Below are 13029 nucleotides of genomic sequence, written 5' to 3'. Positions count from 1 at the left end.
ATATAATAAGCAGTATAACTATATACACAAATGAGATCAATATACCTCTTTTTTTTATTTTTATTTGCGCTCCTCACTTTGGGCGGATCCGACAGGAAGAATAATCCTGTCGGGGACACTCCTCCCCATTCACAACAGGACACAAAATCCACAGATTTTATTCAACCGTTGGCGGGATACGATGAATTAGGCAGAGTACTTCCCAATAATGAAGAGGTAGGTGATATCAGGGAAAACAGGAGTGTAGGTCTCTTTTATTTCCTCTGGCAGGGTGACAATGCCTCCAAGACATCAGAACTGAAATGGGATCTTAGCAAAATTATCCCCAATCATCCGGAAGTACTTGAAAAGGGGAACCATGAAAACTGGGGTTCACGCCAGAGAGGGCGTTATTATTTCTGGGGAGAGCCGATTTATGGTTACTACCGGGGAGATGATTATTGGGTACATCTAAGAAATATGCAACTGCTGACCGATGCCCAGGTCGATTTTCTGGTCATCGATGCCACCAATGCACTCATCTACGAAGAGCAATCGGATGCCTTGATGAAAGCGATCAGCACCCTTCAACAACAGGGAAAGAATCCTCCCAAAATGGTATACTACACCAACACCGAATCGGGAAAAACGATGCAAAAGATCTATGATGCATTTTATCGGCCGGGGGCACCGGTGAGATATCCCGAGACGTGGTATTACCTGGAGGGAAAACCCCTTATTATCGGGAGAACGAAGGAAGCCAACGGAAAAGATTTCAATACCTTTTTCACTTTTAGGGAGTCGCAATGGCCCAATGAGCCCATTCAGGATAATGGATGGCCATGGATTGATTTTGTCAGGCCACAGCATGTCTATAAAAATCTGAAAGGTGAGAGGGAAATCATCAATGTGTCGGTATGTCAACACCCTGATGCAGCGGCAGGGATGGGAGGCTCCGCTTTTTACGGCAACAGGAAGAACTGGGGACGTAGTTACAGAAATGGCAGTGCTGGCAATCCGGAAAAGGATATCTTTTACGGATACAATTTTCAGGAACAATGGGACTATGCCCTTCAACAAGATGTCCCGTTTGTCTTTATCACCGGATGGAACGAATGGGTAGCCGGAAGATGGCCCAGCACCGATGGAAACCCCGAACACTCTTACTTCTGCGATCAGGCAGACCCGGAGTATAGCAGGGATATTGAACCCACGATGACCGCCGGATTAAAAGACAACTACTATATGCAGATGGTAGCAAACATCCGGAAATACAAAGGAGTGAATGCTGTGACCAAAGCCGGCAAAGAGAAGAGTATCAAAGGATGGAACGACTGGAAAGAAGTTACACCAGTATACACGGATTATCAAGGCGACACAGAGAAGAGAGAGCATCCGTCGGCAGTATTGAATCCTGCTATCCAATATAGCAACACTACCGGAAGAAATGATTTCACTCTTTTGAAAGTGGCAAGAGACAAGAAAACGATCTATTTCCTTGCCGAGACTGCAAAGCCGATTATCAATAGTAAAGACGAACAGTGGATGAGGCTCTATATCAACAGTGACAGAGACCACACTTCCGGTTGGATGGGATATGACTTCAGGATCAACGCGGGCAGGGATTTACAGCAATATGGTAATGGACAGTGGAAGACCATTGCCAAAGTTTCGGTCAAAACGGAAGAAAACAGGTTGATGTACAGCTTCCCCCTGAAAGTGATTTCCGGACAAAAAGGAGAACTCAATTTTGAATTCAAATGGTCTGATAATATGCAAGATGAAGACCCAATGGACTGGTATGTCAATGGCGATGTAGCTCCCGGAGGACGATTTAACTATCTATACCAAACAAAGTGAAATAATTTCGATTATAACAGATAACCCAGTATGGATAAAGGCCAACAGGAGAATCAAGGTATTCAATCAAAACAAATAATTGATATGAGAAAGATTTTTATTATTGTATTATTGGGTATTGTGAGTGTAGGATTAAATGCCCAAAAAAGAGATTATGATGTGGCGGCATTCCTGTATCCGGCCTATGCTTCTGATGATCCGCGTTTACGTCCATTCTGGCCCTTTGGCATAGGGGAATGGGAAACGGTAGCCACCATGCAGAAACGTTTCCCGGGTCATTACTGGGACCGAAAACCGCTTTGGGGATATATCAATGAGGCCGACCCCACGGTGATGTCCATGGAAATAGAGGCTGCCACCGAACATGGTGTCAACGTGTTCATCTTTGACTGGTATTGGTACGACGGACGTCCCTTCATGGAAACAACTCTTGATAACGGTTTCCTGAAAGCACCGAATGTTGAAAAAATGAAATTTTATCTGATGTGGGCCAATCATGAGGTCGTAAATGTATGGGATACTCGTTTTGCAGGACTCAACGAAGAGAATGTCATCTGGACGGGCCAGATTGATCGTCAGGAGTTTGAGAAGATATGTAAAAGAAACATTGAAAAATATTTTAAACATCCGCAATATTATAAAATTGACGGCAAACCGGTATTTATGATATATGATGTACCTCAGCTTATAGCCGGCTTAGGAGGTATGGAACAGGCAATAGATGCTCTTAACTGGTTCAGGGAAGAGACCAAAAAAGCAGGGTTTCCGGGATTGGATCTTCAACTGACCATGTGGTCAATAAATGTCAATCATAGCGGATTTGACGGTAGTAAAACCCAAAATCCGGAAAGGGATTTTGTAAAAAAACTGGGTTTTACCAGTGCGACACATTATCAGTTTGTACATTTTACGGATGTTAATAGAGATTATCTGGACATTATGGAAGATGTAAAAAAAGAATGGGCCCGTATAGATAACACATTCGATCTGACATATTATCCCCATATCAGCGTAGGATGGGATAACAGTCCGCGAACCGGAAAAAGTGCGGTAGTAAAAAACAATACTCCAGAGAATTTTACCAAAGCATTGAAAATGGCGAAAGAATATGTCGATAATCATCCAAAACAAGTACCTCTCATTACAATAAACAGCTGGAATGAGTGGACCGAAACAAGTTATCTTCAGCCTTGCAACGTCTTTGGATACGGGTATCTTGAAGCGGTAAAGTCTGTCTTTAAATAAGTTATATCTAAGGAAGGGATCATTTTTTCCAAATATTATAGACAATATGTAACTATGACAATCTATCGGAATCTTTTCATAACTGTTTTTTGGGGTGTTTGCCTTATGGCAGGCGGACAGCAATCTGCACTGTTACAAGCTGAAGAAATCCTACTGTATGATAAAACAGAAGAGATCATCGCCGAAAATCATGTACATGACCAAGGGGGCAACCTGATTGTCAGCAAGGTAACCAATCCATCATTAACTCCGTTTGTACCTTCGGATGGAAACAGTGATAAAGCGGCAGTCATCATCTGTCCCGGCGGAGGGTATCATAACCTGCATATCCAACGGGAAGGATTCAAGGTTGCTGAAGCTTTCAGCCAACAAGGTATCGCGGCATTCGTGCTCAAATACCGCCTACCGGATGAGGAGATCGTAGCCGATAAATCGTTTGCACCTTTGAAAGATGCCCAGCGGGCCATTCAACTCCTGCGTGAAAATGCGCAACAATGGGGTATTTCTCCCGACAAGATCGGTATAATGGGTTTCTCGGCCGGAGGTCATCTGGCTGCTTCCGCCGGAGTCCATTATGATTCCATTCTCGTAGACAATAAACGAAATACAAGTCTCAGACCCGATTTCACCATTCTCGTTTACCCGGTAATCAGTTTCGATGAAAGTATCGGACATGTCGGGTCAAAAGATCGTCTGCTGGGAAAGGATGCCAATAAAGATCTGGTGAAATTTTTCTCAAACGAACAATATGTAAATGCAGGCACTCCGAAGTCTATTCTCTTTCATGCCCAAGACGATACAATGGTAGCCGTAGGAAATAGTCTCTCTTTTTACAACGAACTGAAAAAAAATAATGTACCAGTTGAAATACATATTTATTCCAGGGGAGAACACGGATTTTTAACCATCCCCGCTTTTGAAAACTGGTTCAATCTATCTATCCAGTGGATGGAAGCCGAACAATTGCAGAGTACAAATATTCACAACCGGATAAGAAGCCACAAAGCAATTGATATAAATAACTAAAAACATATTCAACAGAATGAAACATACACTAAAACAATTGGGATTAATTCTTACGCTGTTTCTTGCATTTATGCAATGCACATCTATTCCAGAGTCAAGGGAAATAATCCAGGACAGAAATTTTCAAAACGGCGTCAGGATACAGGGACATACCACATCCTACCCTTCCCCAATTGACACACTATATCCATTTAGCCACTCAACCGATACGGTCTATTGGCTACTACCCCAGTGGGGAAGCAAACATGTGATGCAACATATTATGCCGATTATCTCAAACGATACCGTTATCTATCATAATAATGCAAAAAAAGTGTCTTTCTTTAAGAATAAGAATCAAACGGTAGAGATTACACTGGCGGTGATTGCATCGGAAGAGTATGATCATCCAAGACAAATGAACGAGGATTGGCCACATTTGCTCCTCGAACAGTATTTCTATAACCCTATAAAATTGAATGAGGCCGAAAAACTGATCTATAAAACCAGATGTAAACTCCTATATAGTGCTAACAAAATGGGAGATCAGTTTAATCCTGATTTGCATACAACCCAAATATCACAATATTTTACTATCCAGGACAGCAACAAAAACTCCGACAGCTATGGTGATTTCTTATGGTTCGGAATTCCCTTCTACGATTACCGTTATGAATATACCGAACTATATGCCGCACAGGATCTTGGAAAGGATGACGCTTCCCAAAAATTCATTTTTTCGGTAGCCTCACGTAATATCTTCGATGGGACGGTACACGATCAGCAGTGGATAACTATCGATAAGGATATTCTGCCTTTTATAAAGGAAGCCTTTCAAACAGCGCAGCAAAGGGGATATCTTACCGGTTCGAAATTTGAGGATTTAGTCATCACAACAATGAATGTGGGATGGGAAGTTCCCGGCATATTCGATTGCGCAATCGTTTTTGATACCCCTTCTCTAAAAGCTATATATCATTAAAATCCAATATAGATTTTCCAATAAGAATAAACGATCGCTAAATTGCGTTAAACATACTCAGGATACATGTTTAAAACATTCCATCAGATATATACAGATAGTATTTTTAACAGAATATATCATTTTAATTAGTCTAAATGTCATTTTTCAGAGTGTCAACCAATACGACAACACTAAATTTGTAAAAATTTGATCAAAAAAACGAATAACAGCAAAAAATTAAATCTCTGGCATTTGTTTTAAGGGTAGTTGTATTCTAATTAACTCATTGTGATACTATAAAACTTTAAAGGGCTATTTTTATATGCATATTTTCATATTTATATGAGACACATTAATATATAAATAAAATACAGAAAAAAAATCAATTGATCTCTAAACTCAAATAACTAATGTATGAATAACAGAAATTTAATCTATCAACCTGCTTTCAGGCATACATGTGTAGTTCTGCTGGCATGTATGTTTGTGATGCTCTCCTGTGGAGATAATGAGGGGAATAAGAAAAATGATGAGCCGTATGATCCCAAAAAACCGATAGAACTGGCCTCGTTCTATCCCGATTCTGGGCGTTATCTGGAAAAGATATTGCTTACGGGTAAGAATTTCGGTACCGATCCGGAACAGATTCGGGTTTGGTTTAACAGCAGAAGGGCTGCAGTGGTAGGTTCCACCGGCTCACGCATGTATGTACTGGCACCAAGGCTCCCGGGAGATACCTGTGTCATCTCAGTGGCAATTGGTAACGACTCTTTGGTCTATGACAAAACCTTCCGCTATTTTACGTCGGTTACCGTCACCACTATTGCCGGGAATGGGAATAAAACTGATTACCAGGATGGCGATCTGACCACCAGTATTCTGCAACCCCGGTATATTTGTGTGGATGGCGAGGATAATATTTTCGTCATGACAAGAGGACCGTATGAATTTGGAGGTGAAAACGGAGTGATGAATGTAACCAGGATTGATGAAGAAGCGAATGAGTTGATTACCATCGCCAAGGGCGTCGTAGCGAATGTGCCCGCAGCAGATCCCGTGACAGGAATTATCAGCTTTCCTACGGAACAGACAGTAGGATCATTTTTCACTTTGGATCCCAAAGAGTTATGGGCACCCCGTTTCAGGGAGATGAAATGGCCCGCATCCGGGGACAGACCTGCAGAAGGGTGGAAACACTCCATGGTGGTAAATCCCTCTGACGGATTTATCTATACCCGCTATTACTATGGTCATATCGTTAAAATGGATCCCCGCACCTATGAGGTGGAAACGATCTACAAAACAGAACAGGGAGACAGTTACGGGCTGGCATTTAATCCGCATGAACCCAATATCCTTTATATCTCATTCTGGTCGAACGCGGGAGTCAATGCCAACAGTATCTGTACGATCGATGTAACCGATCCACAAAATAGTTTTAAAAGGATTGGCGGCTCCACAAGTGGTGGCCACCGCGATGGACCGTTGGAATCAGCCCAATTCCGTAATCCTTCGCAAATTTACTGTGACGCGGATGGGAATATGTATATTGCCGATTGCAGCAATCACTGCATCCGCAGAATCACTCCTGAGAAACTGGTGGAAACCGTACTGGGCATGCCCGGTACCGCGGGATGGAAAGATGGCGGAAAAGACGAAGCACTCTTCAACCTACCCCGGGGATTGGGTATCAGCAAAGATGGTTCCATCTATGTAGCCGACCTGGGCAACGCAAGGGTCAGGAAGCTTTCCATCAATTAAAAGCTACTGCATCCTAAAAAACACGAAAAATCATAACTAAATAATTTAAGCTGAATGAAACATATAGCATGTATAATAGGAATACTGTTATTGGTAAGCCTTGCTCTTCCGGCACAACAGAGTTCTTTTGTTATGGAAGGAACGGTGTATGACGAAACAATGGATCCGCTACCTGGCGTAACAGTATACCTGAGGGACAAGATCAGTGTAGGAACAATTACCGATGTAAACGGTAAATTCACTATCCGGGCATCCCGGGGAGATATGCTTGTTTTTACCTTTGTAGGGTATGAAAAGATAGAGTATCTGGTAACCGAAGAGAAGAAAGATTTGGAAATTGTCTTCACCGAAACGGCACAGCAGTTGGATGAGGTGGTGGTGATCGGTTTAGGTAGTAGTCAGCGAAAGATTTCCACCGTAGGTGCCGTAAGTACTATCGACGTAAAAGAATTGCAAACGCCCGCTTCATCCATTGCCAACTTGTTAGGGGGCCGTGTGGCCGGTGTGGTCTCGATGCAAGCCAGTGGTGAACCGGGAAAGAATATTGCAGAGTTTTGGGTACGCGGTATCGGTACCTTTGGTGCAAATGCCAGCGCATTGGTACTGATTGATGGGTTGGAAGGCAATATCAATTCTATCGATCCGGCGGATATTGAAAGTTTCTCGGTATTGAAAGATGCTTCGGCCACCGCAGTATATGGTGTGCGGGGTGCCAACGGGGTGGTACTGGTTACCACGAAAAGGGGGCAGGCAGGGAAATTGACGATCACCGGCCGTGCCAACTATACCGTTTCGCATCTTCGCAGGACTCCCAACTACCTTCGGGCGTATGATTATGCCCGGTTGGCCAATGAGGCACGGGTAGTCCGTGGCGACTCACCTATCTATACCGATGTGGAACTGGATATCATCAATGACGGTTCGGATCCCGACCTTTATCCCGATGTGGACTGGCAGGATCAGGTACTTCGCGACCACTCCCTGAAGCAGACCTACTACATAAGCGCAAGGGGGGGAGCTCAGGTAGCCCGCTATTTCCTCAGTCTGGGATTCAGCAACGAATCAGCCGCCTATAACTACGACAAGAAAAGTGTATATGCCGCCAACACCGGTTATAACACCTATAACTACCGTGCCAATATCGACCTGGAAATATCACCTACCACCTCCCTCTATTTCGGTACGGACGGTTTCCTTGCCGTCAACAACAATCCCGGTGTGGCCAGCACCGACTATATCTGGTACGCACAGTCGAACCTGAATCCGCTCTTGTTGCCCATCAAGTATTCAAACGGACAACTCCCGGCTTCGGGCAGTTCATCTACATTGCGCTCTCCCATGGTGATGATCAACCATATGGGACGACGCAGCAACCAGGAATACCGGGGTAAGTTCACCCTGGCAGCCGACCAGAACTTGTCGATGATATTGGACGGATTGAAATTAAAAGTACAGGGTGCCTACGACCTTACCAGTTGGTTCTTTGAGAATAGGCTTACCCAACCTGCTCTATACCAAGCGGTAGGACGCGATCAACAGGGAAAACTAATTACTATTGAAAGGGTAAAAGAGGGAGGTATCTCTTATGGCAGAGGCACTAACCAATTCCGGAAATACCATTTCGAGAGTACCTTGAACTATGAGAAAGTACTCAGCGATGATCACCGTGTTTCGGGACTGGTCTATTATTATATCAGCGACCAGAAGAATGCCGCGGATGCGAGTAATAATCTCAATGCGATCCCGCTCCGTTACCAGGGTGTTTCGAGCCGGTTGACATACGGCTTCCGGGATACCTATATGGTAGATTTTAACTTCGGCTATACCGGATCGGAGAATTTCCAGCCGGGGAGGCAATATGGGTTCTTCCCATCGATCGCTTTGGGTTGGGTACCTACAAGCTACACATTTCTGCAGGACAATCTACCTTGGCTCAGTTTCCTGAAATTCAGGGGATCCTATGGTACCGTAGGAAACGACCGGATCACCAACCGACGCTTCCCCTACCTGACCATGGTGAACAGGGGAAGCACTGCTCCCTGGGGATCGGCATCGGCAATGGAGAGTGTCTCCGAGACAATCATCGGGGCTGATAACCTGCAATGGGAAAAAGCACTGAAAGCGAACTTCGGTATTGAGGCCAATCTTTTCAAAGACAAGGCACAAGTTGTTTTAGATTTGTTCAACGACCAACGCAACGGTATCTTCATGCAACGGGTGCAGATTCCCGATTATGTAGGATTGATCACCATGCCTTTTGGTAACGTGGGGAAAATGAGAAGCTACGGTGCCGACGGTAATGCCAGCTTTACGCATGATTTCAACAAACATATGGGATTTACGGTCAGAGGAAACTTCACCTACTCCAAGAACGATGTGCAGAACTGGGAAGAGGCTAATCCGAAACATCCCTACCAGGAAGTATCAGGATATCCGTATGGTGTTATCCGGGGTTACCAGTCGGTAGGATTATTCAAAGACTGGGATGACGTGAGAAACAGCCCCGCCCAGTTTGGTACCGTAATGCCCGGCGACATCAAATACCGCGATGTGAATGGCGACGGAGTGATCAATTCTGACGACCGCGTACCCTTGTCCTATGCCACTTCTCCTCCCCTGTTGATGTATGGTTTCGGAGGTGAGTTCCGGTATAAGAACCTCACCGTGGGTGTACTCTTCAAAGGAACAGGAAAGACCGATTTCTTCCACGTGGGATACGGAGGGAACGGCACAGGATATGTGCCCTTCTATAATGGCGTGAACGGCAATGTGCTTACTATCGCCAACAATCCCTCCAACCGCTGGATTCCCAAAGAGTACGCCATTTCACAGGGTATTGACCCGGCATTGGCGGAAAATCCCAATGCCCGTTTTCCAAGACTTACCTACGGATATAACGAGAACAATTCTCAATTGTCGGATTTCTGGAAGGGAGATGCGCGTTATCTCCGTCTACAGGAGGTTACCATCAATTATAACCTGAGAACCTCATTGATGCAGAAATTAAAGATCCAGTCCATCGACTTCCAACTGGTTGGTAACAACTTGTTATTGTGGGATAAAGTAAAACTATTCGATCCCGAGCAGGCACACCGCAACGGAGAGGTATATCCGATCCCGACGACCTATACTTTACAAATGTATATTAACCTGTAATTGAGAAAAAATTATGAAGCAATTGAATATAGATATGACCAGGCAACCAAGTGCCCATCAGATAAAGAGTTTCTCACTCGTCATACTCCTGCTACTGCTCTCTCTCTCCTCTTGTAAGGACTACCTGAGTGTGGACAATTATTTCAGCGAAGAATTGAAACTGGATTCTATTTTTGCACAAACACGCCACGTGGAGGCCTATATGTGGGGCACTGCAGGTATGTTTTATGACGAAGGTAATCTATTACAAAACCAACATACCCCGGGACCATTGGCCACCGACGAAGCTTTTACCAGCTTCCTGACGATGCATAGTTATAACGGGATGCGTTTTGTACTGGGTGAAATTACCGCAAACAGCATGCACTCTTTTGGAGGTACGTGGGGTAATTACTATCGTATCATCCGCAAGTGCAACACCATCCTGGCACGGATCGACGAACCCGTCGACATGACCACCAAAGACAGGTTCTACATTATCGGATATACCCGTTTTATGAGAGCTTATGCCTACTATAATATCCTGGTGGACTTTGGCCCCCCCATCCTGTTGAGTGATGAGATCGTGGAATCGAATGCTACCCTTGCAGCATACGACCGGCCACGCAGCACCTATGACGAGGCTGTAGAGTATATATGCAGTGAGTTTGAAGCAGCAGCCGAAAATCTACCCTTAACGGTTTCATTGATGGAGTTCGGGATTCCTACCAAAGGGGCTGCCTACGGCCTGGTGGCACGGTTACGCCTGATCCATGCCAGCCCCTTATACAATGGCGGCGCTCCGGCCAGGACCTTTTTCGGTGATTGGAAACGCACTACCGATGGAACGCTCTATGTATCACAGAACTATGACGAGAAGCGCTGGGCGGTAGCAGCCGCTGCGGCGAAACGGGTAATGGATATGCAACTGTCGGGGGCTCCCTTATACCGGCTACACACGGTGCAGGCTGATGGTGATACACCCGATCTGCCCGAAGGAGTGGCTTCCGATCCCGACTATTACAAGGCATGGCCCGAAGGTGCAGCCGGTATTGACCCATTCCGTTCCTATTCGGAGATGTTCAACGGTGAAGCAGTGGTGCCGGTCAACCCCGAATATGTATGGGGACGGCGTAGTGGTGCGATTCTTGCCAATACCCAAATGGCTTTCCCACAGCGGTTAGATGGCTGGAACGGGATGTGCGTCACCCAAAAAGTGGTGGATGCCTATTCGATGGTCGACGGAAGAACCATTGACAGTTCGAGTGAAGAGTATCCTTACACAGAAACAGGATATACCGGTGGAGTAAAAACATTCTCGGGATACAGGTTGAATGCCGGTGTCAGCAATATGTACGCTAACCGGGAAGCCCGTTTCTATGCTTCCGTCGGTTTCAGTGAATGTTTCTGGCCTATGACCTCTTCCACCTCGTCAGGATATTACAACCAGACCATCGCCTATTACTTCAATTCACCGAATGGAAAAGGAGGCGTGACTACCGCCCAGGATTATCCTATCACCGGATATGTGATCAAGAAATTCATTCATTCCTCCGATGCATGGGGAGGCACCAACGCAAGAAGGATGGACAAAGGATTCGGTATTATCCGCTACGCGGAAATATTACTCTCCTATGCCGAAGCGCTCAATAACCTGACCGGCAGCCATACCGTTGAAATGGACGGACAGTCACAGATATTCAGCAGGAATATGGAAGAGATCCGGAAAGCGTTCAACCAGGTGCGTCACCGTGCCGGCTTGCCCGGTTTATCGGGAAATGAAGATGCCAACCAGGTACAATCAATGATTGAGAAGGAACGGTTCGTTGAATTTCTTTTTGAAAACCGCCGTTACTATGATGTAAGACGATGGGGTATTTATGAGCAGGAAGAGAGTATACCCATCAGGGGAATGAATGTGGACGGGCCTAAAGAGGTCTATTATACCCGGGTTATCCCCAATACATCCCGTATTGGTGCACGTATCGTGAATCGGCGTCTGAACTGGTTGCCGATACCGCTCAATGAAGTGAGGTTACTTCCTTCGTTAGACCAAAACCCCGGCTGGGAAAACTAAAATAAATAACTTTACACATATGAAACATTTATATATGTATATAAAGGAGAACAAAAACCGGAAAAGAGCCTCACGGTGGGCCGGAATAGCGGGCATGACAACGCTCCTGTTCCTTGTCATCATTTCCTGTAACAGGGATGAGGTATTTGAAAGGGAACAATACAAGAATGTATTTGCCCTGATCAGCGAAAGCGACAACGTATCACGCAAGTACCACAAATTGGGGGAAGAATCGACAGGTTATGTAGCCGCCTCCATGGGAGGCACTAATCCAACGGAGAAAGATATCGTAGTCAACCTCGTGGAAGATAATTCGTTGATAGATGCTTTCAACAAGACCAATTACGATGTAGATGTAACCAAGTATGTCCTTCCCCTACCGAAGGATAAATACGATATTGACAGTTACCAGTTCACCATCCCGGCAGGGAAGATAAGCGGAAGGCTTCCCATTCGCATCCGTCCCGACGGGTTATCACCCGATTCCTCTTACTTCATTGCCTTGCGGGTGGAATCCCATTCGGCCTATGAAGTCAATCCCGCCAAGAGCTTTATCCTCTACCGTGTCAGGACTAAGAATTATTGGGCACAGGCCGATGGAAATACCATCTACAACATGAGGGCAAAACACAGGGTGCTGGGATCAACCAGTGAACTCGAAATGCCGGGAACCAAAATTATGCATCCCGTCACCAGCAATAAAGTCCGTGTAATGGCAGGGAATGAATCATTTGTATCCGATGTAAATGTATTCAATAAGTCTGCAATGTTACTGGAGATTGGAACGGACAACAAGATAACCATTACTCCCTACAAGAATGCGGCAGTGACCCAGGTGGACGGTGACAAGGATTTTCCCAATATCTTCAAAGTGGAGGATGATGGTTTTAAAACCTACAAAACATTCTTGTTGAGATATAACTACAAGTCGGGAAACACCACTTATGAGATAAAGGAAGAACTTCGGATGGAGTTTGATGAAGCAGATGAAAAAGAAGAGTAA

The 13029-nt window shown here is 45.0% G+C and carries 8 protein-coding genes; all 8 read left to right on the top strand.

Annotated elements, in window-relative coordinates; translation table 11 throughout:
• The first annotated feature begins 30 nt into the window (after positions 1 to 30).
• The 8 genes from VB073_RS09760 to VB073_RS09725 all read left to right on the top strand — a co-directional run bounded on the left by VB073_RS09760 (position 31) and on the right by VB073_RS09725 (position 13029).
• Positions 31 to 1839: a hypothetical protein gene (locus tag VB073_RS09760; RefSeq protein WP_323403977.1), complete on the top strand. Its 1809-nt coding sequence runs from the start codon at positions 31 to 33 to the stop codon at positions 1837 to 1839.
• An 84-nt stretch (positions 1840 to 1923) separates the two neighbouring features.
• A complete protein-coding gene (locus VB073_RS09755) occupies positions 1924 to 3084 on the top strand; it encodes a glycoside hydrolase family 99-like domain-containing protein (RefSeq protein ID WP_323403976.1) in 1161 nt (386 codons plus the stop codon).
• 54 nt (positions 3085 to 3138) lie between these two features.
• Positions 3139 to 4110: an alpha/beta hydrolase gene (locus tag VB073_RS09750; RefSeq protein ID WP_323403975.1), complete on the top strand. Its 972-nt coding sequence runs from the start codon at positions 3139 to 3141 to the stop codon at positions 4108 to 4110.
• A 16-nt stretch (positions 4111 to 4126) separates the two neighbouring features.
• The gene (locus VB073_RS09745; RefSeq protein WP_323403974.1) at positions 4127 to 5071 is read left to right on the top strand and encodes a hypothetical protein; all 945 of its coding nucleotides are present in this window, start codon (positions 4127 to 4129) and stop codon (positions 5069 to 5071) included.
• Positions 5072 to 5467: 396 nt separating this feature from the next.
• The gene (locus VB073_RS09740) at positions 5468 to 6814 is read left to right on the top strand and encodes an IPT/TIG domain-containing protein (protein ID WP_323403973.1); all 1347 of its coding nucleotides are present in this window, start codon (positions 5468 to 5470) and stop codon (positions 6812 to 6814) included.
• A gap of 54 nt (positions 6815 to 6868) precedes the next feature.
• Positions 6869 to 9970, top strand: a complete 3102-nt coding sequence (locus VB073_RS09735; protein ID WP_323403972.1) for a TonB-dependent receptor — start codon at positions 6869 to 6871, stop codon at positions 9968 to 9970.
• A gap of 13 nt (positions 9971 to 9983) precedes the next feature.
• Positions 9984 to 12026 carry a RagB/SusD family nutrient uptake outer membrane protein gene (locus tag VB073_RS09730; protein ID WP_323403971.1) on the top strand — a complete coding sequence of 681 codons (2043 nt, stop codon included), beginning with the start codon at positions 9984 to 9986 and terminating at the stop codon, positions 12024 to 12026.
• A gap of 19 nt (positions 12027 to 12045) precedes the next feature.
• Complete coding sequence (locus VB073_RS09725; RefSeq protein ID WP_323403970.1) at positions 12046 to 13029, top strand: BT_3987 domain-containing protein; 984 nt, start codon at positions 12046 to 12048, stop codon at positions 13027 to 13029.

Origin of the sequence: Proteiniphilum sp., assembly GCF_034927365.1 — a bacterium.
Classification (GTDB): Bacteria; Bacteroidota; Bacteroidia; order Bacteroidales; family Dysgonomonadaceae; genus Proteiniphilum.
The sequence above is the reverse complement of the archived record's forward strand: the minus strand, read 5'-3'. Positions and strand labels throughout refer to the sequence as shown.

Bases quoted from the DNA above. Each gene is read 5' to 3' on its own strand.
- VB073_RS09725 (WP_323403970.1), top strand. From the start codon at position 12,046: ATGAAACATTTATATATGTATATAAAGGAGAACAAAAACCGGAAAAGA.
- VB073_RS09740 (WP_323403973.1), top strand. From the start codon at position 5,468: ATGAATAACAGAAATTTAATCTATCAACCTGCTTTCAGGCATACATGT.
- VB073_RS09730 (WP_323403971.1), top strand. From the start codon at position 9,984: ATGAAGCAATTGAATATAGATATGACCAGGCAACCAAGTGCCCATCAG.
- VB073_RS09750 (WP_323403975.1), top strand. From the start codon at position 3,139: ATGACAATCTATCGGAATCTTTTCATAACTGTTTTTTGGGGTGTTTGC.
- VB073_RS09735 (WP_323403972.1), top strand. From the start codon at position 6,869: ATGAAACATATAGCATGTATAATAGGAATACTGTTATTGGTAAGCCTT.
- VB073_RS09745 (WP_323403974.1), top strand. From the start codon at position 4,127: ATGAAACATACACTAAAACAATTGGGATTAATTCTTACGCTGTTTCTT.
- VB073_RS09760 (WP_323403977.1), top strand. From the start codon at position 31: ATGAGATCAATATACCTCTTTTTTTTATTTTTATTTGCGCTCCTCACT.
- VB073_RS09755 (WP_323403976.1), top strand. From the start codon at position 1,924: ATGAGAAAGATTTTTATTATTGTATTATTGGGTATTGTGAGTGTAGGA.